Genomic DNA, 24541 nt, shown 5'->3' with positions numbered 1-24541 from the left:
TCCGCCAACGTCGCCCGCCTGCCGCATCAACTCCTTCAGCCGGAGCGGCGTGCTGAGCCTCTGAACCGGGTCAAGGCGCTGCACGTCCGCCGATCTCCGGAAACCGCTCATAGGCCCGCAGGAGCGAGTCCACGTGAGCGAGATTGTCCAGATCGAGCGGCGCGTCGGTGAGCTGCACGACCCACCCGCCCGATGCCGTGCGCCGCGCCCGTGAAAGCAGGTCCGCATCCCGAGCCATGTCTGGGAATCCGACGGCCCGTGCGGCAGCGGCAGACCAGTAGTTCAGCCACCCAAGAAAGTGCGGAATCTCAGGCGTGGACCTGTCCCATGGGAGCTTGAGCGACGGCAGTCCGTGGGGCGGAACGTGCGGCTCATCACCGGGATGCCGGAACTGTTGCGCCACGATCCCACCATAACCGCTCGGCGTCGCATGCCCCCATACCGCGTGAGCGCCCTCCGCTACACCTGCAAGCACATCGACAGCCCCCGCGATGCCGACTGCGTCTAGTGGCAGGTCCGCATGGATTTCAAAATGCGGCGGGCCCCCTGCGGCAAGACCGTTTGGGTTTTCCAGTCCGGCAACCGTCACGGGCTGGTTATCATCGTCGTTGCAGAGGAACGGAAACCCTCCGTTTGTCGTGTTGGCCGCGAGCCACTCGTCGCGTTGAGGCAATGCGATGAGGCCTTCCTTTTCCGACATCGTCCACCCCAAGCGCAAGCCGGGCAGCGCACGTTCCATGGCATGAACAACCGCGACCGGGCGGACATCCTTGTCCTTGAGCGCAGGCGCGTGGGCGATAACGATGAGGGTTCTATGAGCGGCCGTCATTTCAACACCAATCCATGACAACAACTTTCAGGGTGGGATCTTCGTCGAACAGCACCGCTTTATGCGCGGCACTTCGCACTCCAATGACGAAGTTGTACCCGCAGTCCCTTGCGAGCCTGGCTTCGCGCCGCAGCTCAGGCAGCTTCATCCTGACAAAGAACCGCTGAGAGCGTGGCGGCTGTTTTTCAAAGTCATCCGTCTTGACATCCCACAGCGTGCGACTGGTGAGCACCAGTCCATCAAAGTTCTTCCCATTGACGAGCACATCCCAGCCGGGGAAGCTGTTGTTGGGAATCCTGTCAGCGCATTCGTTGTGTGGATCATTACCGCCCAAATGCCGCACCGGGATGGGCCTGCACTCGGAATCGCGCTCGCGATCTGGTGAATCGGGCGGCACTGGGGGAACCCAGTCCTGCCCCGCTGGATCGGGCTTCAGCTTGGGCTTGCGTTGCACTTCAGCTAGCCGGGATGCCTCCTTCGTTCCTTGTGAGGCCCCTGCTTCCTCGGGATAGGAGTGGCGGAGTTCATATGCATCCATCGCTTCATTGATGGCGACGCCGACCACCACCACGCCAAGCACGATGACGGCGCCCACGGCAATCTCCGGAGCCGCCAGCACACAGAGACCGAGTCCCACGGCTGCGGCATCCGCTGAGGCGATCGCGCATCTTCCCGTGGCGTCGTGGAACTCGATTCGGTCATGGTCGAGGGTTCGGTAGCACTTCTCCACCAGCACGGGCCAAGGCTGGGAAGCTTCGCGGACGACGCACTGTCCCCCGTCAGTCCACGGCAGCTTCGCTGCTCGCTGGAGGTTGGCGAGCCTCGGGTTCCGCACCGTTCGCTCATTTCGGCCCGGCGCCGACGTAGCGCAGGCCGAGAGAACGAGCAGAAGTGCGATGCAAGCTCGGAGTCGCATCAGGATCACGTCCTTTCAATCAAGCGCGATGCTGGAGGTCAAGGCTCGCCCGCCCGGAGGATGCCGGCACGCGCAGTCGTCGATGGTGTTCGGAGCGCACCTGCGGTGGAACAGAGCACCTCACGGCCATCGAAATGACGATGCACTACGCCCACCTGAGCCCTGACAACCGATGGGCGGCGGTCAACGTCCTGGATCGTCCGCTGGCTCCGGCGTGCGTCGTCCCCGTTCGCGAAGGTGATGTCAGACCCATGTGCCATCATCCGTGACTATCTGCTATTCCTCGTTTGAGGGCTTGTTCATGGATGCAGCGGAGAACGCCGAAGACCTCTTCCACTCGACCATCCACCTGGCGGACCTGCTCTATCCACATGCGGAGCGACTGGGAGAGGGCACATCCGAGGAGTGGAGCTTCTCGCACCTGGACACCCGGGCACGGGCACTGGGTACGTGGCTGCGGACGCTGAACGCGGCCGGTGAACGGGTGCTGCTGCTGTATCCTCCGGGCCACGAGTACATCGTGGGGTTCATGGGCTGTCTGTACGTGGACGCCATCGCGGTGCCGTGCTCCCCGCCGGATCCTTCCCTGTTGGACCGCGACCTGTCCCAGCTGCTTGCCATCGCTCGGGATTGCGGCGCGCGCTTCGTGCTGACGACGAGCAGCATCCTCGAGATGTCCCCGCGCCTCACGTCGGAGACGCCAGAGCTGGGTGAGCTCCACTGGGTGGCCACGGACATGGTGCCGCCGTCCCTCGCGGAGGACTGGACGCCGCCGGCCCGGGCGCAGGAAGCCTTGCTCCCCGTTCCCATGGCCGTGCCGCTGCTCGACACGGACGAACGGTACATGCTGCTCCCCGAATCGAACGACCCGACGCCGCCGGATGACTCGCGTTGCCTGCCGGCGCAGTTCCGCGCGCAGGTGGCTCGCACGCCGGACGCGGTCGCGGTGGCGGCGGAAGATGAAACGCTCAGCTATGCGCAGCTGGATGCGGCCAGCGACGCGCTGGCGTGGCACCTGCGCGAGCACGGCGTCGCTCGGGACGTGCGCGTGGGTCTGTGCGTGGAGCGCCCCACCCGCATGGTGGTGGCGATGCTCGGCATCCTCAAGGCAGGCGGCGCGTTCGTTCCGCTGGATCCGGACTGCCCGCGGGAACAGCTGGCCGCGATGATGGAGGACTCACGGGCTCGGGTGCTCGTCACGGAGTCCCGCCTGGTCCAGTACCTGCCGACGGACGGCGTGTGCACCGTCCTGCTGGACTCGGAGGACGCGTTCGAACTGGACGTGATGGGGCCTCCGCGCGCGGGCACGACGCTGGACGCCCCTGCCTACGTCCTCTACGCATCCGGCGCCTCCGGCAGGCCCCAGGGCGTGAGGGTGACGCACCGGAGCGTGGCGGACTTCTTCAGCGCCATGGACGCACGGGTTGGCGCGGCGCCCGTGGGCACTTGGCTCGCCGTCAGCCGCATCTGCTTCGACAGCTCCGTGCTGGAGCTGTTGTGGACGCTCGTCCGCGGCTTCCGCGTCGCGGGAGCACCCCACCCTCGACAGCCGGGGCTCAGCGCTTGCGCGCGAGCAGCCGCCGCACTTCCTTGAGGCACGCTTCCGTCACGGCCTCCACGGACAGCTCACCGTCGATGTGCACGATGCGCTCGCGCTTCGTGCGCAGCGTGATGGCCTTGAGGTACTGCTTCGCGATCCGCCGCTGGGCCTCGTCCGCTTCGAACAGCTCCGCGGGGCCTCCGCGCACGGCCCGGCGCTTCGCCGCGACCTTCGGATCCACGCCCACGAACAGCGTCAGGTCCGGCGACACCGCGTGCGCGTTCACCGAGTCCACCCACGCCATGGGCAGGCTCGCGCCCTGGTACGCCAGCGAGGACAGCACGTAGCGGTCGCACAACACCACCTTGCCCTCCTCCAGCGCCGGCAGCACTCGCGCGTGCAGGTGATCCGTCCGGTCCGCCGCGAACAGCAGCGCCAGGGTCTCCTGCGCCAATGGCCCGCGGCCCTGCGGCAAGCCCAGGCGGCCCGTGAGCGCCTGGCGCAGCATCGTTCCCACCGGACCGTCGGATGGCTCGCGCGTCGTCACCACCGCGTGCCCGTCCGCCCTCAGCGCGGACGCCAGCCGCTCCGTCTGCGTGGTGGTGCCCGCTCCGTCCAGGCCTTCCAGCACGATGAATCGCCCCGGCAGGGCGACCTTCCTGGCGGCGCTCACCGGGGAAGGAGCGCGGCGGGGTTGTCCAGGTGCAGCTCGCGGCGCAGCGCGAGCAGCGCCTCGTACTGCTGCAGCTCCTCCACCAGCACCGCGCGACCCTTTCGGTAGCTGAGGAAGCCGTACGCCAGCAGCCCCAGCGCCAGCAGCGCGGCACCCCAGGCCAAGAGCGGCGTGCGCAGCGAGTCGTAGAACAGCTTCCCCGCCGCCCCTGAAATCAACATGAAGGCGATGACGGACACACCCGCGTGGGTGAAGTGGGTGGTGCTCTGGCGGGTCGACAGGCTCTCCTGCAACTGGTCGAACCGGGCCCGCTTGTCCTGCTGGATGTCTGCGCTCACGGAGCCGAGCACCCTACATCACGTGCCCCAGCCCGTCGAGTCGTCCGCCGGGCAGCACCCACCTACACAGACGCGCAGTCACAGCTTGCGCTCATCCCAGCCATTGAACGGACGCACGCTCGCTCCCCGAGCATGGCTTGCCACCCCACCCCCCTCGCGTTACATGCCGCGAACCATGCCTCTCCACGTCGTCAGCAGGATGAGTTCCCCCGACATGAGCCGTGACTCCGAGTTGAACACCATCGAGGAGGCCATCCGCGACATCCAGGCTGGCAAGTGCGTCATCGTCGCCGACGACGAGGACCGCGAGAACGAAGGCGACCTCATCATGGCCGCCGAGCTCGCCACCCCGGAGATGCTGGCGTTCATGGTCCGCCACACCAGCGGCATCATCTGCCAGCCCATGCTCGCCGAGCGGCTGGACTCGCTCCGCCTGCCCCAGATGGTGGCGGAGAACACCGAGTCCCACCGCACCGCCTTCACCGTCTCCGTGGACTTCCGCCACGGCACCACCACCGGCGTCTCCGCGAGCGACCGTACGAAGACCATCCGCGCGCTCGCCGACCCGAACACCACCGCGGACGACTTCCTGCGCCCCGGCCACATCTTCCCGCTGCGCTACCGCGAAGGCGGCGTGCTGCGCCGCGCGGGCCACACCGAGGCGGCCGTGGACCTGGCGCGGCTCGCCGGCCTGCAGCCGTCCGGCATCCTCTGCGAGCTGGTGAAGGACGACGGCACCATGCAGCGCATGCCGGACCTCAAGCAGTTCGCGCGTGAGCACGACCTCAAGCTCGTCACCATCGCGGACCTCATCGAGTACCGCAGCCGCAAGGACCGCCTGGTGCGCCGTGAGTCCGGCCAGAGCGTCGTGCGCACCCGCCACGGTGAGTTCACCGCCCTCACCTACACGTGGACGCCTGACGGCGCGAAGTCGCTCGTCCTGGTGAAGGGCGACCCGTCGAAGGTCCAGCCCGCCCCGCTGGTGCGCCTGCACGGCGCCTGCGCCCTGGGCGACGTGTTCGGGTCACCGGATTGCAAGTGCAACCTGCTGCTGGACCGCGCGATGGAGAACGTCGCGCGCGAGGGCACGGGCGTCATCGTCTACCTGCCCGGCATGCACGGCAACGACTTCGGCATCCACCACAAGCGCGCGGGCGACGGCAGCAACGCGTCCGTCAGCCGCGCGGCCAACGAGTCCCGCGATGTGGGCATGGGCTGCCAGATCCTCACCGACCTGGGCGTGAGCACCATGCGCGTGATGTCCAACACGGACATGACCTACCGGGGCCTCTCCGGCTTCGGTCTCACCATCGAGTCGCGCCTGTCGCTCGACGTGGAGTAGCGAAACCCCGGAGGCGCGCGAGGCTTCAGCCCAGGTCCTTCAGGGCCTCGCGCACGGCGGACAGGGCCGCGGGCAGCTCCACCGGCGGGTTCGCGTGCGCGGCCTTCACGTCGCTCAGCGTCTGCCGGTGGTAGCCGACCTTGAAGTCCGCGAACTTCAGCCCGTGCGCGGTGGCCACCACCGCGACGCTGGAGCCCTTCGCCATCACGCCTGACGCGACCAGCTTCTCCACCGCCGCCAGCGCGACGCCCGTCTGCGGACAGGCGAAGGTGCCCTCGCGGTCCGCCCGGGCCGCCGCGTTGGACAGCTCCGACTCCGTCGCCTCCTCCACCACGCCGTCGAACGCGCGCAGCATCCGCACCGCGCGGCGGAAGGACACCGGGTTGCCAATCTGGATGGCGGACGCGAGCGTCGCTCCCGCCTGCATGGGCACCAGTTCCTGGAAGCCGCCCCGGAAGGCGCGCGCCAGGGGGTTGGCCCGCTGCGCCTGCGCCACCGCGATGCGCGGCCGGCGGGTGATGAGCCCCAGGGTGAAGAGCAGGTCCAGTCCCCGGCCCAGGGCGCTCGCGTTGCCCAGGTTGCCGCCCGGGATGACGATCCAATCCGGCGGCTCCCAGCCCAGGTCCTGGCACAGCTCGATGGCGATCATCTTCTGGCCCTCGATGCGCAGCGAGTTCATCGAGTTCGCCAGGTACAACCCCGTGTCCGCCGTCACCGCCTGCACCAGCTTCATGCAGCCGTCGAAGTCCGTGTCCAGCGACAGCACGCGCGCCCCGTTGGCGATGGGCTGCACCAGCTGCGCGAGCGACACCTTGTTCTTCGGCAGGAACACCACCGCCGGGATGCCCGCCGCCGCGGCGTACGCGGACAGCGCCGCGGACGTGTCGCCCGTGGACGCGCACGCCACCGCGCGGATGGGCGTGCCGCGCGAGCGCAGGTGCTTCACCGCAGACACCAGGACCGTCATCCCCCAGTCCTTGAAGCTGCCCGTCGGAGAGACGCCGCACTCCTTCAACATCAGCGAACCCAGCCCCAGCTCCGCCGCCATGCGAGGCAGCGGCTTGAGCGGCACCCGCCCCTCGCCCAGCGAGACGATGTCCTCCACCGGCAGCTCGGGCAGCGCCCACTCGCGCTTGCCCCAGACGCCGGAGCCGTCTGGCAACCGCGACGTCGCGAAGCGGGACTCGAAGCGGCGCTTCCACTCCGCCGCGGGGATGGCGCGCAGGGCGGCCTCGTCGTGGGCCACCTCCAGCAGGCCTTCACAGCGCGGGCAGCGGTAGACGACGTCCCACAGCGAGGCGGTGAAGCCACAACCCTCGCTGCACGCGTAGCCCGCCTTCAGCGCTGGAGCCGTCACGCCTCCACCTCCACCTTCGTGCCGCACGCCACGCACGGGCGGCCCGGCCTGGACGGCACGTGGCACGAGGGACAGGGCACGCGCTCGTCCTCGTCCCCGCCGCCGCGCTTCGCCGTCGCGGGAGCCGCCACCCGGACCCGGGGCAGCCGCATGCCGCAGCCATCACACAAGAGGCCTTCCGCCTGGACATTGCGGCAGTAGCGGCACGTCACCGCGCCCACCGGGGCAGCGGTGCGCACGCCGTCGTCCTGCGCGCGGCCCGTGTCCAGGTCCGTCATCTGCGCGACGGGCACGTCGCCCGTGGCGCCCGAACGGGTCAACTCCAGGTCGGGCACGACCATCGCCGGCAGGTCCGGCCCCGAGCGCAGCCGCGTCAGGTCCAGCTCCGGCAGCGCGGGCGCGTCCACCGGCACACGGCCTCCCGCGTGGTGCGTCAGCTCCAGCTCCGCCAACGGGGCCACGACAGGCGCGGGGATGTTCATGAGGCCGGGGAAGCGCTTGCCGCAGCCTTCGCACTCTTCGCCTTCCGACTGCACGTGGTCGCAGACCGGGCAGATGATCATGGGCGGGACGTTACCGGTCCCCTCACCGCTCGGCAACGCGACCCCGGGACGCGAAGGAGTGGGCATGCAGGCGTGCGGCCTGTCGCACCCGCTCAGCTCGGGGCGGAGCCCAGTCCCATCATGGGGACGAAGCGCACCGGCAGCAGGCGCTCCACCCGGGGCAGCATCCCCGGCTGTCTCCGGCGGATGCGCAGCAACTCCTGCGGCTCGTTCACGGAGCCCACGGGGATGACCATCCGCCCCCCGGGCCTCAGCTGGCGCAGGAGCTCCCGGGGGATGTCCTCTGGCGCGGCGGTGGCGATGATGGCGTCGAAGGGCGCGGCCTGGGCCCAACCCTGGGAGCCGTCACCCTCCCGGTAGAACACGTTGGTGAAGCCCAGCCGGTGGAGCAACCGCCGGGCGGGCCGGGCCAGCTCGCGGACGATCTCCACCGTGAAGACCTCGCGGGCCAGCAGTGCCAGCACCGCTGTCTGGTAGCCGGAGCCGGTGCCGATTTCGAGCACGCGCTCACAACCGCGCAGGCGCAGGGCCTCGGTCATCAGGGCCACCACGTAGGGCTGGCTGATGGTCTGCCCGTGGCCGATGGGCAGCGGCACGTCCTGATGGGCCGAGTCCCGCGCGTCCAAGGGCACGAAGTCCGCGCGGCTCAGGTTGGCGATCGCCGCGAGCACCCGTCGATCCCGGATGCCCTGCCGCGCCAGATACTCCGCTCGCCCCCAGTCTCCCATCGCGTACGCCCCCCGTGGTCCTCCAGCCAGGAAAGTAAGCACGACGACAGTCCGGGACAATCCAGGGGGCGGGCGCGGGCCTCCTCGGGCCTACCCCACCCGGGCAAGCGCGAGCCGGCCCTCCCAGCGCTCCTCCAGCGCCTTCACGAGCCCCTGGTGGTCCGGCTTCTGGAGCTGGGGGTCGGCGTCCATGATGCGCCGCGCTTCCGCCTGGGCGAGCGACAAGAGATCGCCGTCGCGCACGAGGTTCGCCACGGCCAGCTCCGGGAGGCCGCTCTGCCGCGTGCCCAGGAACTCGCCGGGGCCGCGGATCTCCAGGTCCTTCTCCGCGATGACGAAGCCGTCGCTGCTGCGCTCCATCACGCCCAGCCGCTCGGTGGACTCCCAGGAGCGCGCGGCGCCCGCGACGAGGAAGCAGTAGCTGGCCGCGGCGCCACGGCCCACGCGTCCGCGCAGCTGGTGCAGCTGCGACAGGCCGAAGCGCTCCGCGGCCTCCACCACCATGACGGATGCGTTGGGCACGTCCACCCCCACCTCCACCACCGTGGTGCAGACGAGCAGCTGGATGCGCTTGTCGCGGAAGGCCTCCATCACGGCGTCCTTCTCCTCCGGCTTCATGCGCCCGTGCAGCAGGCCCACGCTGGCGTTGGGGAACACCACCTGGAGCTTCGTCGCGCCCTGAGTGGCGTCCTCCAGGTCCAGCTTCTCCGACTCCTCCACCAGCGGATAGACGACGTAGGCCTGGTGGCCCTTGGCCAGCTCCGAGCCCACCGCTTCGTAGACGCGCGCGCGCTGCTCGTTGTTGAAGACGCGCGTGGTGATGGGCGTGCGGCCCGGCGGCAGCTGGTCGATGATGGACACGTCCAGGTCGCCGTAGAGCGTCATCGCGAGCGTGCGCGGGATGGGCGTGGCGGTCATCACCAGCACGTCCGGCGTGAGCCCCTTGCTCATGAGCGTGTGGCGCTGGAGCACGCCGAAGCGGTGCTGCTCGTCGATGACCACAAGCCCCAGCTTCTGGAAGGACACGCCGCCCTCCAGCAGCGCGTGCGTGCCCACGGCGAGGTGGATGTCGCCCTTCGCCACGGACTCGCGCACCTCGCGCTTGTGCTTCGCGGTGCCCGCCGCGCTGATGAGCCCCACGCGGTAGCCCAGCGGCTCCAGGATGCGGCGGAAGGTGCGCTCGTGCTGTTCGGCCAGGATTTCGGTGGGGGCCATCACCGCCACCTGGTAGCCGTCCTGGAGCGCCACCATGCCGGCCACCAGCGCCACGGCCGTCTTGCCGCTGCCCACGTCGCCCTGCACCAGCCGGTTCATGGGCTCCGGACGCGCCATGTCCCGGGCGAGGTCCCCCACCACGCGCGCCTGCGCCCCGGTGAGCTGGAAGGGCAGCGCGGCGCGGGCCTTGTCCAGCCGCGCCGGGGTGACGTCGAAGGCGATGCCCTCCTCCGCCTTGATGCCCTGACGCTTGAGGGCCATGCCCAGCTGGAGGAAGAACAGCTCGTCGAACGCGAGCCGGCGGTGCGCGGGGCTCTGGTGCGCGTCCAGCGCCTCCAGGTCCGCGTCGTCGGGCGGGAAGTGGATGAAGCGCAGCGCGTCCGGCAGGCCCATCAGGTGATAGCGGCGACGCAGGTCCGCGGGCAGCGGCTCTTCCAGGTGGTGCGCGTGCTGTTCGCTGATGCGCGAGGTCAGCTCGCGGAAGGAGCGCTGCTCGCCGCGCTCGAAGCCCGGGTAGACGGGGACGATGCGGTGGAAGTGGACGGAGGTCGTGTTCTCCAGGTCCTCGGCGGGCTCCAGCTCCGGGTGGGCCATCTCCCGGCCGTTCATGGAGGCGCGCACCTCGCCGGAGAGCACCAGCTGCTTGCCCACGGAGAAGCGGCTCTTGAGCCACGGTCCGGCGTTGAAATAGGTGGCGGCGATGCTGCCGGAGCGGTCCCCCACGACGGCGCGGAACATGCGCTTGCCGCCGCGCCCCGGGACGAAGTCGGCCGTCTTCACGGTGCCCACCGTCACGCCGCGCTCGCCGGGGATGAGCTCCGCGATGGTGCGCAGCTTGCGGCGGTCCTCGTAACAGCGTGGCAACAGGAACAGGATGTCGCCGGTGCGGCGCAGGCCCTTCTTGTCGAGCACCGCGACGAGCCGCGGCCCCAGGCGCTTGCCCAGCGTCTTGAGCGGCGCGGACAACGGGCCGGTGCGCGGCGCGATGGACAGCAGCTTCGCCTCGGAGCGGGACGCCTCCGCGCCCACGGCCTTGGCCTTCTTCTTCCGGGCCTTCTCCGCGGGAGCACGGTCCGCCGGCGGTGCGCCCTTGCGAGGCTCGGTGCTCGCATTGGGCTTCGCCCCCGGAACACGGGCCGCCGCACCCGCGGGAACGGCTGCGTTCCGGGCCGCGGCCATGCGCGCACCGTAGGGCTGGGCGTCACCTTGCGCGGGGCCCATCGCGGCAGCGCCCCGGGAGGCCGCCATGCGTGCGCCGTAGGGCACCGGCTCGCCCTTCACGGGACCTGCGTTCCCACCTTGGGGACCCGCTCCGGGCGAAAGCGAAGCTGCACGGGCCTGCGGCTGCCGGGATGCGGGCGCTGCCGCCGGAACGCCACCGCCCACCTGCGGCACGGGGTCCTGCGAACGCCACGGCGGCACGGTGTTGCCACGCGCCTCCACCGTCCCTGGCGGCGGCGTCAACCGGCGGCGCGGCGGCGCGGCGTTCAGCTCCCCTTCCAGCACGTGCGCACGCTCCGGCGACCGGGGAAAGCCCGCCGCCACGGCGTTGATCTCCCCCGTGACGACCACCCGCTCCAGCTCCTCCGGCAGCACCACGCCGCTGAGCTTCAGCGCGCCCAGCACCTGGCGCAGCGCGGCCTTGCGGTGCTCCGGCGGCGCGGGCGGATCCACGTGCGGCAGCGCCGCCCTCAAGTCCTCCAGGGCCCGCGCGTCCACGCCCCCGGCCGACGCCAGGGTGCGCTCCATCAACGTGCGCAAATCCCGCACGATCCCGAGCTGGGCGAAGTCACGCTGACACGCGTACTTGAGAGGTCCAACGAGGCTGGCGAGCGGGTGGTTCACGCGGGATTTCCAGCCTCCATTCTACGAAGCGCTCTGACGTCGCAGGGAAAACGAAACCGGGGGAGCGAGCCCAGGCCCGCCCCCCCGAAGGACACCCGGCCAGCCGGGCTTCAGCGCTAGCTGGCCGACTCTTCCTGCGGATCCTCGAAGCTGATGGCCGTGACCTCCAGCTCGCGCACGCCGCCGGGGCTCTGCACCGTGGCGACGTCGCCCACCTTCTTGCCGATGAGCGCGCGCGCCACCGGCGAGGTCACCGCGATCCACCGCTTCTTCAGGTCGGCCTCCGTCTCACCCACCAGGCGGTAGCTGATGGTCTTGTCGTTCTCCGTGTCCACCAGCTCCACGGTGGCGCCGAAGATGACCTTGTCGCCGCCCAGCTTCGCCGGATCGATGACCTCCGAGCGGGCGATCCAGTCGCCGAGGGTCAGGATGCGCCCCTCGATGTGCGACTGCTTCTCCTTGGCCGCGTGGTACTCCGCGTTCTCTCGCAGGTCGCCGTGCGCACGCGCGACCTCGATCTCACGCGAAATCTTGCCCCGCTCCACGGACTGGAGGTGCTTCAGCTCGTCCTTGAGCTTCTGCAGACCGTGGGGGGTCATCGGGATGTTGTCGCTCCCGCTCATCGAACCACCGCTCCTTCCATCACCTGGCTGCGCATCGGGGGTCTGGCGTTCCCTCCTGGAACCCGACCCGCGACTCGAAAGGGTCAATGTAGGGAACGAGTGACTGGCCGGTCAACGAAAGCCTTACAACCATCGTCCGGTAGTGGCTGGGCGCCCGACGGCCGACCCGTTAGGCTGCTCCACGTGCTGTCCGTCCAGGAATTGCGCGCACTCGCCTCCGCCCTCCCCGTGGGCGCCTTCCAGCATCAGCTGGGCCCCTTCGCGCTGGTGCAGCGTCCGCCGTCGGAGCTGTCCGCCGCCGCGCTCGCGCCCACCCGCATGGCGGACCCCGGCGACGTCGAGCAGGGCATGCTCGCCCTGCTCTTCGAGTTCGACGATTTGCTCGTCGCCACCCTCCCCACCCTCCGGGATTCGGAGGTGCTCCGCATTGGCCGCAGGCTGGACTGCGAGCTGGTGCTGGACGATGCGTCCGTGTCCAAGCAGCACGCGGAGCTCAAGTGGAGCCGGGCGGCGGGCCGCTGCACCGTGCGCGACCTGGGCTCCACCAACGGCACCTTCGTCAATGCCAGCACCATCGGGCAGCGCGAGGTGCCGCTCCGGGGCGGCGACATCCTCAGCTTCGGCAACGTCCAGTTCTGGTACCTGCTCACGGACGCGCTGCATGAACGGCTGCGCGTGGGCGCGGCCTCCGGCCTGGGCTCCCACTCCGGCTGAAGGCCGCCCGCGCTCACCTCACGGACAGGCGCCGCAGTCCGCCGCGCACGCGTTGTACGAGTTGGACGCTCCGCAGGACTCCGTCACCTGGCAGGTGCCATCGCCGCACACGGACAGGTCCGAGTCGCGCACGCGCGTGGTGAGCGGCTGGAAGCTCACGCCACCCACCGTGCAGCTCGCGAAGGTCGTTCCCGCCTGCGTGCACACGTCCAAGCAGCTGCCCACGTAGATGAGCGGCGCGCACGTCATGCGAGGCATCCCGGAGCCATCCACCACCGAGCACGCGCGCGTGGTGCTCTGGGTCGCGTCCAGGGGCGGGTTCTGGCTGCCCGCGTAGAGCCCCTGCCCCTGAAAGAGATTGCCGAAGAAGCACGACTCCGGCCGGGCGAAGGTGGCCAACTCACCCTCGGAGGCGGGGATGGCCACCCCCAGGCCGTCCCGGCCCAACACGGAGATGGGCACGCTCACGCCGAAGGGATTGCTGTGCGCCGCGAGGCACGCGGAGACGATCTGCTGTTCCGCCTCCGTCGCCGGCGCCCCTCCGGCCCAGCCCGGCGCCAGGCCCAGCAGGCCCGTCCACGTGTGCACCGTGTTCGTCTGCGCATCTGTGTACGTGCGTGTCTGCCCTTCCGGAATGGCGCAGCGCACGATGTAGCGCATGACCTCCGCCGCGAGCGCCGGATTCGCGCCGTACCACGACGCGAAGGCCGTGGATGACAAGCCATTGAACGACAGCCCGTTGAAGGACAGGCCATTGAATGACAGCCCATTGAACGACAACCCGTTGTACGAAAGGCTGTTGTAACTGAGGGCCGCCTGCTCCTGCGTGGCCAGCGGATCCGCTGGCTCGGGCTCCCGGCCGCCCGGATCACATCCCGCGCCCAGGACGGCCACGGTCAGTCCCCACGCCCACCATGAGAGCCCCCCCGCGCCACGACGACGCCCGTTCTCCACGTTCCCCATGTGTGCAACCTCCTGCTGCCGCGGGCGCTCCAGCCGGACCCACGAACGTTTGGACAAGGAGGGCGTCAAAGACAAACGGGCGAGCAGCGCCCCCTCACGCACGAAAAGTGCGACCACGTTGTACGTGTGGCAAGGCGCGAGAGGTGCGGGAAACGCGGGAGCGAGGTCAGGGCAGACACTCCGGGCGTCTGGGGTTGAACGCGTGGGCCGGCGTTCATCCAGGAACGTGAAGGCCGTGGCCCTCCGGGGCGAGGATACGTGTCCCCACTCCGGCGCCACGGCCGTCCGTTCCTTCCGCTGAGCGGCTGGGATTAGCGCTGGGCCTGGGTGCCGATCTTCACCTGGGACTTGTTCAGCTTCAGGCTGCCCAGCTCGCGGTTGATGTTGGCCAGGTCCGACTGGGTGAGCTGCTGGCCCTCTTCATGTCCGCCCGGGGGTCCGCCCTTGGGAGGCTTGCCTTCGGGGGCGACGGCGCCGCCACGATCGGGATCCACCAGGGACGTGCCGCCACCGGCCTCCACCGACGACAACGCCTTGAAGCCGGCGGTGGTGCTGGCCGCCTCTCTCTGCGTGAGCTGCTTCACCAGCGTGAGCTTCCCGCTGCCCCGGGCATACCGGTACATGCGGGTGCCCTTGGCGCCTTCATCCACGGCCACGTCCACGGTGCCGCTGGACTTCGCCTTCGCCGGGCTCGCGATGGGCTTCGCCGGGGCGAGCTTCACCTGATTGTTCTGGGCCCTCGCCGGCTGGGCCCCTGCCTGCGCCGCCGACAGGGCGACAACTCCCACGGCCATGCTTCCCACTGCGGACTTCCAACGCGTGATCATGAATCCTCCCGGTGCCCTTACGCGCGGCGGCGCGGATATTCGCCGGGAGTCTATTCGAACGCGACCAGGTCCTGGACCCACCGGGGGCTGCCCTGCTGGAGCCACCGTGCGCGGGTGTCCCGGAGCGCCTGGGCAGGCGGAGTGCCTCGCCGCAGCGAGTCCACCAGCGACTGGAAGAAGGCACCGGCCTCCACGTCCGGCACCTCCGTGGAGGGCGCGACCACGGCCCGCGCGCCCGCTTGAATCAGCGCGGACGGCAGGCTGGACACCGCGTGGTAGCGCCACGCGCCCACGTTCGCGTCGCAAGCGGCCAGCATCACCACCGGGGTGCCCCGGAGCGTGTGCCCTTCCAGCTCCTCCGCGGTGAGCGCGTAGCGGCCGGCCACGTCCGGGGACAACGCCAGGAAGGCCGCGTCGGACACGGTGCCTGAGAGGCCGTGCGTGTGCAGCTCCACCTCCGTGGCGTCCTCCATCTCCGCGAGGACCGCCTCCGGCGTCGCCGCGCGGCCCCGCAGGTGGACATCGCCCTGCCCCGTCATGCCCTTCCACGGCATCAGGCGAGGCAACCCCAGCGTCGCGGGCGGCTCCACGTCCGACACCACCAGCCGCTTTGGCACGGGCGCCGAGGCCGGAGCCTCCACGCGGTGGCCGCCCGGAGCCAGGTAGCTCCACGCACGGTCCCCGGGCAGCAGCCCCGGACGCCCCAGGAGGATGGGCTCGGCGAGCACTCGCACCACGTCGCAGCCGGCGAGCACCTGCAGGAGTTTCTCGGGCACCGCGGGCACCTGTTCGCGCAGGGGCTGCTTGAGGGCGTGGAGGTACAGGCCGTCGCTCGCGCCGGTGGGGCCTCGGGCGACGAAGAGCATCCGTTCATCCTGGCCCGCCAGCGCCAGCAGGCACGACGTGGGCGCGGTGCGGTCCACCTCCTGCGCGAGCAGGTCCACCGCGGGGCCCCATTCCTTCGCCCGGCCCGCGTCCATCACCAGCACGTGGTGGCTGTGGGCCCAGGCCTTGCGCGCCTCGATGTCGGTGGAGCGGTGGAGCACCGAGCCGGTGATGACCCCGCGCAGGAGCTTCTGGCCGTCTTCACGGTCGCGCTCGATGAGGATGCGCCCTTCGATGTGGTCCACGAGCAACCGCTCGCCGGTGGTCAGCGACGGGTCCTCGCGCAGCACGCGGATGCGCTCGCGCACGCGGTCCAGCTCACGGCCCGGCACGGTGCTGCCCTCCAACCGCAGCAGGTCTCCCGCGACGGCGACCTCCAGGAGCGTGGGCGCGGTGGGACAGGTGAGCGAGTCCTGCACCTCGCGCCGGGCCCGCTTCGCGTCCAGGTCCTCCACGAAGAGGAGCGCCCGTGCGTGGTGGTACTCCGACCGGCGTGCGCAGTCCTCCGGCGCGTGCTGGACGAACTCGTCCAGGTAGGCACGGGCGAGCGCCGGGGCGTGGCTCAGCCGCGCGCTCGTCACCAGGTCGGACAGGAGCACCTCCTCCTGGAACCAGCTGTCGGTGCGGAACGCCTCTTCCAGCGCGGAGCGCGCCAGCGACCCGGCCTCGTGGCGGCGATCCATCCGGTTGTAGAGCGCCGCCAGGTGCCGCTGGAGGTCCACGCAACGGTCCTGGAAGCCCGCGCTCCGGCACGCCGCCAGCCCGTTCTTGAGGGACGTCTCCGCCGTCTCCATGTCGCCCCGGGCCTGCGCCGCCTGGGCCCGGCCCCGGGCGAGCGGAGCGTCGTACCAGGCGGGCTCACCGGACTGACGGACCAGCGTCGCCAGCTCGTCGACGAAGCGGTCCTCCTGGTGGAGCAGCAGGATGGCGCCCAGCAACAGGTCGCGCTCGCCGGAGCGCCGCAGCCGCGCGAGGAACGCGTCCACCTCCGCGCCCTGCAGCGAATGCGTGCCGGCCAGCAGCTCGCGGTAGGTGTTGGCCAGCGGGCCGCGCTTGCTGAAGTCCGCCGCCGCCACGCGCGTCGCGTAGGCGCTCGCGGTCTGGGTGTGGGTGACATCGTCCAGCAGCGCGGCCAGCGGGGCCAGCGTCTTCACGCGCTCCACGGACGGGGCCGCGCGCAACGCGTGGTAGAGGTACAGCCGGGCCAGGTCCGGGTTGCGCCGCGCCATCGAGCCCGGGTACGGCGTGCCTTCCAGCGCCAACTCCATGCCGGCCGCGTTCATGGCCTGCCACGAGTCCCGACGCGCCAGCGCGCCCTTGCGCAGGCCGTCCGCGCGCTCGGTGGCTTCGGTGCTCCAGCCGGGCTCCTTCGCCAGCGCCACGCGGGAGAACTCCGCCGCGGCGGCCAGCTCCAGCGAGAGCGCCTGGAGCGCGAGGCCCCGGTTCCAGTGCAGCCGTGCGTCGTCCGGAGCGGTCTCCAAGCCCCTCTCCAGAAGCGTCAGCGCGCGCTCCGGCTGGGCACGGCCCAGGGCCGCCAGCGACAGGTCGCCCATGACGGCGGGAGACGCGGGCAGCCGCTCCAGGATGCGCTCCGCGCGCTCGAAGTCCCCGGCCGCGAGCCAGGCGGTCGCGACGCCGTGCAGGTCGCCCTTCGCCTCCAGCTCCGACAGGGCCTTGAGATCCAGCTCCGGCCGTCCGTCAGCACCGCCGCGCATCGTGCCCGTGGCCCGGTAGTCCACGAGGCCCGGGTGACTGAGCCGGCCCTCCAGCGGGCGCGCGGAGGCCAGCGCGAAGGGCAGCGCACGCTCTGTCTCCGTGGAGCGCCATGGACGTCCCACCAGCAGCACCGCGAACACCACCGCGGCGGCAGCGGCCGCGAAACCCGCCACACGGCGGCGATCCCACACTGCACGGCCGCGCGGGCGAGCGGACGGGGAGCGCGTCCCGGCATCGGACGCCGGCTCGGACCGGCTTCCCGTCCCGGGAACGGCACGGAGTCCTGAACCCGCGGAGCCGCCTTCCGAACCAGCCGAACCGGGGGACGCCGCGGGCCGTGCGCCCGTACCGGGAGGCCTCACGGCTTCCCCGGCGCCGGACACGGCACGCGCGTCAGCGGCGGCCTGCACGAGGAGGCTCGCCTGCACCTGGTCCTCCAGGCCGGCCTGGCACTCCGCGCAGGTCGCGAGGTGGGCCTGGAAGGCCTCGGCCTCTTCTGGCGGAAGCTCCCCGTCCACGAAGGCGGCGAGCTGTTCACAGGAGACGGTCACGCCGTGCCCCCCGCGGTGCCTTCCCGCGCGAGGAGCAGCTCCTTGAGCTTCTTGCGTGCGCGGAACAGACGGGTGCCCACCGTCATGGACGGGATGCCGAGCCGTCGGCCGATCTCCGCGTAGCTCTGTCGCTCCATGTCCTTCATGCGGACCACCTCGCGCAGCTCCGGGGGAAGCTGTTCCACCGCCTTCCACACGTCATCCAACGTGTAGCGCGCCCATGTCTCCGGGGCGGCTTCGGCCTCCGCCAGGGTGTCCCCCATCGCGTCGGTGAATTCCTCCTGGGGGTGGCGCCGGTCGTGCCGGCACCAGTCGAGGAAGCGTCGAACGAGGATGGACGCCAGCCACGCCATGGGAGGCGCGGACCGGTCATACGTATGAAACGCGCGGAAGGCCCGCTCGTAGGTCTCCTGCAACAAGTCCTTCGCGTCCGCCGGGTTTCGGCCCCGGCAGAGGATGCGGGCCCGCTCCTCCAACGCCGGAGCGCACCGCGCGATGAGCGCCTGGAACTCCGCCGCGTCCTCACGGGAGGCCGAAGGCACCTCCGGCTTGGATGCGGAGGACTCCCCGGGCGGGACGGCGCGGGGCGATCGCGGGCGGAAGACCACGGGGGCGTTCCTAGCAGGAGCCGCCCCGCCCGCGAAGTCCATCGACACCCTCCCTGGCGCTTCCCACCCGACAGGTGGGAGACCCGGAATGGCAGGCTGGAGGGCTAGCAGGGGCCGTTGCCGATGCGAACGCCCGTGCGCACCCGGGCCTTGAAGACGCCCAGCGCCGCTCCGAAGCCCGTGACGCGAATCTTGCTGTAGCCGGACCCGCCCGTGCCGATGTTGACGCGCAGCCCGCAGAACGCCGGGAAGAAGGGACCCGCCGGGTACCAGGTGCCGGTGGTGCTCACCGAGCCCAGCCCCCACCAGACGCCGTTCGCGTAGCCGAACGCGGCGCCGGTGATCGCCACGCCCTTGCAGGCGCTCTCCGTGACGTTGCTCGACGCCGGGATGACCTCCACGAACGGCTGGGCGTAGTTGCCGTTCAGGCCGGTGATCTCCGTCACGAAGCGGTGCACGCAGGACGGCTGATCATAGGTGCCATCGTTGGAGGCCGCGGAGATGTCCGCGTACGAGCAGTGGGGGAAGACGGCCGCCACCGACGCGCCGTCCGGCTGCGCCAGCACCACGCCCGAACCCACGCAGGACTCGTCGATGCCCTGCTCCTGGCTGGCGACGGACTCGTCCACGACCTCGGCGCCAGGGGTCTCCTCCTCGAGAGGTCCCCCACAGGCGGTGGCGAGCGAGGCGGCGAACACGAACGCGGCGGTAGGGATGAAGCGCATGGGTGACTCCGGAAGAGGGAGCCCATCCGCGGGCTCCTCCCTGTTACGTCCGGTGTCGCGCTTATTCCCCCGCGCCATTTCCACGCCGTTTTTCGGCCGTGCTAAGGCACCGCGCGTGGACATCGACAAGCCCTACCTGCTGTTCCTGGGAGACGTGAGGGATCAGCTCGCGGCCAAGACGGCGCACGGCATCGTGGACTGGCGGCCCGACTGGTGCGTGGGTCAACTGCGCCTCCCGGGCTGCGTGGCGGACTGTGGCCTGCCGGACATGGACATCGCCCAGGCGAAGGCAAAGGGCGCGCGCACGCTGGTGGTGGGCGTGGTGAATCCGGGCGGCGTGCTGGCGGACGCGTGGGTGGACACGCTGGTGCGGGCGCTGGAGGCCGGGATGGACGTGGCCACCGGGCTGCACAAGCGTCTGTCTTCGTTCCCCGCCGTGGCGGCCGCGGCGGCGAGGCACGGGCGCAAGCTGCACGACGTGCGCTTCCCGGACAGGGACTTCGCCACGGGAAAGGGCACGAAGCGGCCCGGCCTGCGCGTGCTGACCGTGGGGACCGACTGCGCGGTGGGCAAGAAGTACACGGCGCTGGCGCTGGAGAAAGAGCTGCGTCAGCGCGGGTGGAAGGCGGACTTCCGGGCCACCGGGCAGACGGGCATCCTCATCTCCGGGCGAGGCGTGGCGCTGGATGCCGTGGTGTCCGACTTCGTCTCCGGCGCGGCGGAGTGGCTCACGCCCGCGAACGACGCGGACCACTGGGACGTGGTGGAGGGCCAGGGGTCGCTGTTCCACCCCTCCTTCGCGGGCGTCACGCTGGGCCTGCTGCACGGCTCACAGCCGGACGCGTTCATCGTCTGTCACGAGCCCACGCGCACGAGCATGCGCGGCGTGAAACACCCGCTGCCATCCATCCAGGACGTCATCGACCGCACGGTGCTGGAGGGCCGGCTGACGAACCCAGCCATCCAGTGCACGGGCATCGCCATCAACACGGAGCACCTGGGCGAGGACGAGGCGCGGGCGCTCCTGGAGGCCACCGGCCGGGCGCATGGCCTGCCCTGCGTGGACCCCCTGCGCACGAGCGCGGGCCCCCTGGCGGACGCGCTGGCGAGCCGCTTCCCGCGCGGGTGACACGGGCCCCTTCTGCGAAACCCGCTCCACGGGAGCGGCTCTCGGTATACTGAGGACACCATGGGACGCATTTTCGAGACACGCAAGGCGACGATGTTCGCCCGCTGGAACAAGATGGCGAAGGTCTTCACGCGCATCACGAAGGACATCGTGATCGCGGTGAAGGCGGGCGGGCCGACCATCGAATCGAACCCCGCGCTGCGCCGGGCCGTGCAGAACGCCCGCGCGGCGAACATGCCCAAGACCAACGTGGACGCCGCCATCAAGCGCGCCAGTGGTCAGGACCAGGCCGACTACCAGATCCTCCTGTACGAAGGCTTCGCGCCGCACGGCGTGGGCATCCTGGTGGAGGCGGCCACGGACAACGTCACGCGCACCGTGGCCAACGTCCGCTTCCCCTTCACCAAGCTGGGCGGAAGCATGGGCACGGCGGGCAGCGTCTCCCGCCTCTTCGAGCGCATGGGCGCCATCCGCCTGGACGCCGAAGGGCTGAACGCGGAGGAGCTGGAGCTGGAGCTCATCGACCACGGCCTGGAGGAGATGGGCGAGACCACGGGCGAGAAGGGCGAGAAGCAGCTGCTCCTGCGCTGCAAGTTCGCCGACTTCGGCAAGCTCATGTCCGCGATTGAAGCCAAGGGCATCGCGACCGCGTCCACCCAGTCCGAGTACATCCCCCTGCCCGGCACCCTGAAGGAGCTGCCCGAGGAGCAGGCCACGGAGGTGCTCAAGCTGGTGGACATGCTGGAGCAGGACGACGACGTGCAGCACGTGTTCCACAACCTCGCCTGAAGCAACGGCCTCCGGCCCCCGTGCGCACTCCCCGGGGGCCGCTGCCACGCTCACGCGGCGTCAGAGCTGCTGAAGCTCCGCCGCGTTGATGCCTGGGATGTATCAACGCCGGCGAACGGATTCGTCTCAAACTGAAGGGACGCCAGGCCCGTACTTGAAGATTCCCCGGGCCGGAATGCGCGCTGGAGTACGAGGGGAGTCCATGTCGGACGAAGGTGACGGGCAGGACCTGCGGGACACGGTGAAGCGATTGGAGGCGACGGTCGCGGCCCTGGAGACGCGGCTCGCGAGCCTGGAGTCCCGGGAGGCGCCGCGCCCCGTGACCATGCCCGCGGCCGGCACAGTCGCGGCCCCGGTGGCAGTGCCCGAGCAGCAGCGGGACCTGGAGGCGCATGTCGGCACCTACTGGTTGAGCCGCCTGGGCATCGTGGCGCTCATCATCGGCATCGCGTACCTCATCACGTACCACTTCGGGGAGCTGGGGGTGCTGGCGCGCGTGGGCGCGGGCTACCTGCTCAGCGCGGGGCTGGGCGCGTTCGGGTTGTGGCTGGCGCGGCGGCACCAGTTGTTCGGACGCATCGTCTTCGGCGGCGGCCTGGCGCTCGCGTACTTCGTCACCTACGCGCTGCACTTCATCCCCGCGGTGCGGGTCATCGACAGCGAGGTGCTGGCGCTGGTGCTGCTCGCGGGGTTCGTGGTGGCCATCGTGACCATCGCGCACCGGATGCAGTCGGAGACGGTGGCGGGCATCGCGCTGTTCCTGGGACTGCACACGGGGATGCTCAGCGACATCACCGCGTTCACACTGCTGTCCACGACGATGCTCGCGGCGGGCGCGCTGTTCTTCCTGGTGCGCAACCGTTGGGTCATCGTGCCCCTGTCCAGCCTGGTGGCCGTGTACAGCACGCACGTCGTCTGGGCGGTGCGCACGGGACACATGGCGCCGGGTGCGCCCGAGGATGACCGGCTCCTGTTGAGCCTGGGCTTCCTCGCGCTCTACTTCCTGCTGTTCTCCGTGGCGCTGCTGGTGCGCCCGCGCGACCTGCCCGTGCGCGCAAGCCTCGCGTTCACGCTGCTCAACTGGGTGGGCCTGACGTCGCTGGGCGCGTACGAAGTTGCTCAGGAGCAGGACTCGCACCTCTTCGGCTTCCTCCTCGTCGTCGCGCTGGCGCATGGCGCGGGGGCCGTCGTGTCCAGGCTCCAGCGTGCGCCCACGGCGCTGACGCACGCGTACCTGGCGCTGACGGCGGTGACTCTCGCGCTGGCCATGCCCGCGCGCTACGACGACGTCGCGCTGGTGGCGGCATGGACGGTGACGGGGCTCGTCGCGGGCCTGGCCGCGCGCGGGGTGGAGTCCCCGGTGCTGCGGGGCGTGGGCGTGCTCATCCTCTACGTGGCGCTGGGCGCGTGTGAATGGGAGACGCCGGGCCGCCTGACGTTGCTCATCGGGTTGGTGGTGGCGTTCGTGCTGGTGGAGCGCGGCGGGACGGTGCGAGTCGCGGGCCTGCCCGAACCCGAGGCCCGGACGGCCTTCACCGCCATTTGCGCTGCGGGAGCAGGACTGGCGCTGGTGGCGCTGGTGGGCGCGCGGATGCCCGACGGGCTCGTCACGTTGGGCTGGGTCATCGCCGCCTTCCTCCTCTTCGGCGTGGGCTTCGCGGTGCGCGAGCGCTGGTACCGGCTGGCCGCGTTGGCGGTGCTGGGGCTCGCCTTGGGGCGGCTGGTGCTGGTGGACGTGGCGAAGCTGCCGCCGGATCAGCGCGTGGTCACGTTCATCCTGCTGGGTGTCATGCTGCTGCTCGTTTCATACACATACACGCGGCTGCGCGACCGGCGCGGGTGAAGACAGACACCGACTCGCGTTAAACTCGTTATTCCGTCATGATGGCGAAATGCCCCGGTCCCGCCTGACTGCGTTGTTGGCCGCCGTTCACCCGCGAGTGCTAGGCCTGATGGCCTGGGGCGTCATCGCGACCCAGGCGGGCTGTGCATCCCGCCCTGAGCCCGAGCAGGACGACCTGGGCAGCGCCACCGCCGAGGTCACCAGCGGCAACATCCTCTTCGTGGGCAACAGCTTCACGCACGGCAACGAGCAGCCGGTCTATTCGTACAACAAGGCCTCCGTCACCGACACGAACGGCTCCGGACAGGGCGGCATCCCGGGCATCTTCAAGAAGCTGACCGTGCAGGCCGGCCTCACTTTCAACGTGAGCCTGGAGACGGCCAGCGGCCAGACGCTCCGGTGGCACCACACGAACCGGGCCGCCACCATCGGTCAGGCGACGTGGAACACCGTCGTGTTCCAGGAGCAGAGCACGACGCCGCTGCCCACCTCGCGCGGCGGCTCGCCCACGGGCTTCACGGATGCCGTGCGCGACCTGCGCACCCTGGTGCGCGCCGCGAACCCTTCCGCGAACCTGTATCTGTATGAGACGTGGTCGTCACCTACGTCCGTGGGCGCGCAGGGCTACCCGAGCGGGACCGCGGGGCTCCAGGCGATGCAGACCGACCTGCGCGATGCCTACTTCAAGGCCTACCGCGACCTGGGCTTCACAGGCGTCGCGCGCGTGGGTGATGGCTACATGCGCGCGGTGGACCAGAACCTGGCCGACCCGAATCCCGCGGATGGCATCTCTCCGGGGATGTTCAACCTCTGGAGCGCCCAGGACAGCCGGCACTCCAGCAAGTACGGCAGCTATCTGTCCGCGGCGGTGCTGTTCGCGAAGATCACCCAGGCGGATCCCCGCGGTCTGGCGACGGGCACGGGCAGCGCGGCGGCCGACCTGGGCATCAGCGCGGCCGATGCGGCGACCCTCCACCGCATCGCCCATGAAATCACCGCGCTGCCGGATCCGGTCGGCAACGCGCCCACGCGCCTGCGTGTCACCGGCGCGACCTTCACAGGCTCGGTGACGGCGGGGGCACCGGCCAACGTCACCGGCAACACGCAGCTCGCATCGCTCACGACGTCGGAGGGCACGTTCACGAACCTCGTGGGTGCTACGGCCAACGGCATCACGAGCACCAACACACCCAGCGCCCGGGGCACGGTTCCCGCGAACGCCAACGCGGCCTCCACCGGGCTGAGCATCCACGACGGCACGAACAACCTGAACACGGGCCACTTCCAGTTCGGCGCGGCGTTCACCACGAAGACGCGATTCTTCATCGTGGACAGCACGCCCACCTCCACGACGCTCGGCGACGACGCCACCGTCACGCTGATCAACGCGTCCAACCAGACCGTGGGCAGCTACTCGCTGGCGCTGCTCGCGAGCGACTTCACCGGTTCGGCGGCGGGCAACACGTCCACCGCGCTGGCGACCGTCTCGTACACCAGCGGCGTGGCGAGCCTCACCGGCAACCCGGTGGGCATGGTGCAGTCCAAGCTGGGAGGCGTTTCGTTCTCACTGGCGGACCTGGGCGTGACGGACGTCGCGAGCATCAGCACCGCCACCGGCCTGCGCATCTCCAGCGCCACGCTGGACCCGAACGTCGTCGGGCTCTACACGGTCCCCTGACGGGCGCGGCCTTAGATGCAATGCCGATCAGATAGGTGGGCCTTGCGAGGACCTACCGCCATGGTTGAGGGTGTGGCGATCTCATTCTTGGAGATCGCCGCATGGGGCTTTCCCAGGCCATCCAGGGCGCTGCCATGGTGGCCC

Annotated in this window: 21 protein-coding genes; 7 read left to right on the top strand and 14 right to left on the bottom strand. The window is 70.4% G+C overall.

The window, feature by feature from the left end; all coding sequences use genetic code 11:
• Nucleotides 1-70: 70 nt before the first annotated feature.
• Both D7Y11_RS11055 and D7Y11_RS11050 read right to left on the bottom strand, forming a co-directional pair.
• A complete protein-coding gene (locus tag D7Y11_RS11055; RefSeq protein ID WP_120574227.1) occupies nt 71-829 on the bottom strand; it encodes a DUF5953 family protein in 759 nt (252 codons plus the stop codon).
• A 1-nt stretch (nt 830) separates the two neighbouring features.
• Nucleotides 831-1565, bottom strand: coding sequence for a DUF6310 domain-containing protein (locus D7Y11_RS11050; protein ID WP_306770429.1), 735 nt, complete (start codon nt 1563-1565; stop codon nt 831-833).
• Between the two features lie 481 nt (nt 1566-2046).
• Between D7Y11_RS11050 and D7Y11_RS11040 the strand changes: the two genes are divergently transcribed.
• Complete coding sequence (locus tag D7Y11_RS11040) at nt 2047-3339, top strand: AMP-binding protein (protein WP_233607255.1); 1293 nt, start codon at nt 2047-2049, stop codon at nt 3337-3339.
• Here the strand turns inward: D7Y11_RS11040 and tmk are convergent.
• Nucleotides 3302-3958 carry a dTMP kinase gene (gene tmk, locus D7Y11_RS11035; protein ID WP_120574229.1) on the bottom strand — a complete coding sequence of 219 codons (657 nt, stop codon included), beginning with the start codon at nt 3956-3958 and terminating at the stop codon, nt 3302-3304. The genes D7Y11_RS11040 and tmk overlap by 38 nt on opposite strands.
• Nucleotides 3955-4296, bottom strand: a complete 342-nt coding sequence (locus D7Y11_RS11030) for a hypothetical protein (RefSeq protein WP_233596525.1) — start codon at nt 4294-4296, stop codon at nt 3955-3957. The genes tmk and D7Y11_RS11030 overlap by 4 nt, the downstream gene beginning before the upstream one ends.
• 214 nt (nt 4297-4510) lie before the next feature.
• On the opposite strand from D7Y11_RS11030, the gene ribB reads away from it, so the two are divergent.
• Complete coding sequence (gene ribB, locus D7Y11_RS11025) at nt 4511-5638, top strand: 3,4-dihydroxy-2-butanone-4-phosphate synthase (protein ID WP_120574231.1); 1128 nt, start codon at nt 4511-4513, stop codon at nt 5636-5638.
• Between the two features lie 25 nt (nt 5639-5663).
• Here the strand turns inward: ribB and thrC are convergent, their stop codons facing one another.
• From thrC to greA, 5 genes are all read right to left on the bottom strand, one after another.
• Entirely contained in the window at nt 5664-6995 is a 1332-nt protein-coding gene (thrC, locus tag D7Y11_RS11020; protein ID WP_126933647.1) for a threonine synthase, read from the bottom strand.
• Nucleotides 6992-7558, bottom strand: coding sequence for a hypothetical protein (locus tag D7Y11_RS11015; protein WP_120574233.1), 567 nt, complete (start codon nt 7556-7558; stop codon nt 6992-6994). Before D7Y11_RS11015 ends, thrC begins: the two co-directional genes overlap by 4 nt.
• A gap of 92 nt (nt 7559-7650) precedes the next feature.
• A complete protein-coding gene (locus D7Y11_RS11010) occupies nt 7651-8286 on the bottom strand; it encodes a protein-L-isoaspartate(D-aspartate) O-methyltransferase (RefSeq protein ID WP_120574234.1) in 636 nt (211 codons plus the stop codon).
• Nucleotides 8287-8376: 90 nt separating this feature from the next.
• Nucleotides 8377-11346, bottom strand: coding sequence for an ATP-dependent DNA helicase RecG (gene recG / locus D7Y11_RS11005; RefSeq protein WP_120574235.1), 2970 nt, complete (start codon nt 11344-11346; stop codon nt 8377-8379).
• Between the two features lie 116 nt (nt 11347-11462).
• On the bottom strand, nt 11463-11969 hold the full coding sequence (gene greA / locus D7Y11_RS11000; RefSeq protein WP_120574236.1) for a transcription elongation factor GreA: 507 nt from the start codon (nt 11967-11969) through the stop codon (nt 11463-11465).
• Nucleotides 11970-12152: 183 nt separating this feature from the next.
• On the opposite strand from greA, the gene D7Y11_RS10995 reads away from it, so the two are divergent.
• Nucleotides 12153-12683: an FHA domain-containing protein gene (locus D7Y11_RS10995; RefSeq protein ID WP_120574237.1), complete on the top strand. Its 531-nt coding sequence runs from the start codon at nt 12153-12155 to the stop codon at nt 12681-12683.
• An 18-nt stretch (nt 12684-12701) separates the two neighbouring features.
• Here the strand turns inward: D7Y11_RS10995 and D7Y11_RS10990 are convergent, their stop codons facing one another.
• The 5 genes from D7Y11_RS10990 to D7Y11_RS10970 form a co-directional block, all read right to left on the bottom strand.
• Nucleotides 12702-13646: a hypothetical protein gene (locus tag D7Y11_RS10990; RefSeq protein WP_126933646.1), complete on the bottom strand. Its 945-nt coding sequence runs from the start codon at nt 13644-13646 to the stop codon at nt 12702-12704.
• A 311-nt stretch (nt 13647-13957) separates the two neighbouring features.
• Entirely contained in the window at nt 13958-14473 is a 516-nt protein-coding gene (locus tag D7Y11_RS10985; RefSeq protein WP_126933645.1) for a hypothetical protein, read from the bottom strand.
• A 50-nt stretch (nt 14474-14523) separates the two neighbouring features.
• Entirely contained in the window at nt 14524-17625 is a 3102-nt protein-coding gene (locus D7Y11_RS10980) for a CHAT domain-containing protein (protein ID WP_126933644.1), read from the bottom strand.
• The gene (locus tag D7Y11_RS10975; protein ID WP_121751410.1) at nt 17622-18233 is read right to left on the bottom strand and encodes an RNA polymerase sigma factor; all 612 of its coding nucleotides are present in this window, start codon (nt 18231-18233) and stop codon (nt 17622-17624) included. Before D7Y11_RS10975 ends, D7Y11_RS10980 begins: the two co-directional genes overlap by 4 nt.
• A 104-nt stretch (nt 18234-18337) precedes the next feature.
• Complete coding sequence (locus D7Y11_RS10970; RefSeq protein ID WP_121751411.1) at nt 18338-18958, bottom strand: hypothetical protein; 621 nt, start codon at nt 18956-18958, stop codon at nt 18338-18340.
• A 115-nt stretch (nt 18959-19073) separates the two neighbouring features.
• On the opposite strand from D7Y11_RS10970, the gene dgcN reads away from it, so the two are divergent.
• The 4 genes from dgcN to D7Y11_RS10950 all read left to right on the top strand — a co-directional run bounded on the left by dgcN (nt 19074) and on the right by D7Y11_RS10950 (nt 24397).
• On the top strand, nt 19074-20087 hold the full coding sequence (gene dgcN, locus D7Y11_RS10965) for an N-acetyltransferase DgcN (protein WP_126933643.1): 1014 nt from the start codon (nt 19074-19076) through the stop codon (nt 20085-20087).
• 60 nt (nt 20088-20147) lie between these two features.
• Nucleotides 20148-20876: a YebC/PmpR family DNA-binding transcriptional regulator gene (locus tag D7Y11_RS10960; protein ID WP_120574244.1), complete on the top strand. Its 729-nt coding sequence runs from the start codon at nt 20148-20150 to the stop codon at nt 20874-20876.
• Between the two features lie 202 nt (nt 20877-21078).
• Complete coding sequence (locus tag D7Y11_RS10955) at nt 21079-22719, top strand: DUF2339 domain-containing protein (RefSeq protein ID WP_126933642.1); 1641 nt, start codon at nt 21079-21081, stop codon at nt 22717-22719.
• Between the two features lie 49 nt (nt 22720-22768).
• Complete coding sequence (locus tag D7Y11_RS10950) at nt 22769-24397, top strand: cell division protein FtsK (protein ID WP_126933641.1); 1629 nt, start codon at nt 22769-22771, stop codon at nt 24395-24397.
• The last annotated feature ends 144 nt before the right edge of the window (nt 24398-24541 follow it).

Source organism: Corallococcus sp. AB018 (assembly GCF_003986945.1).
GTDB classification, from domain to species: domain Bacteria; phylum Myxococcota; class Myxococcia; order Myxococcales; family Myxococcaceae; genus Corallococcus; species Corallococcus exiguus.
Note: the sequence above shows the minus strand (reverse complement) of the source record. Positions and strands in the feature narration are given on the sequence as shown.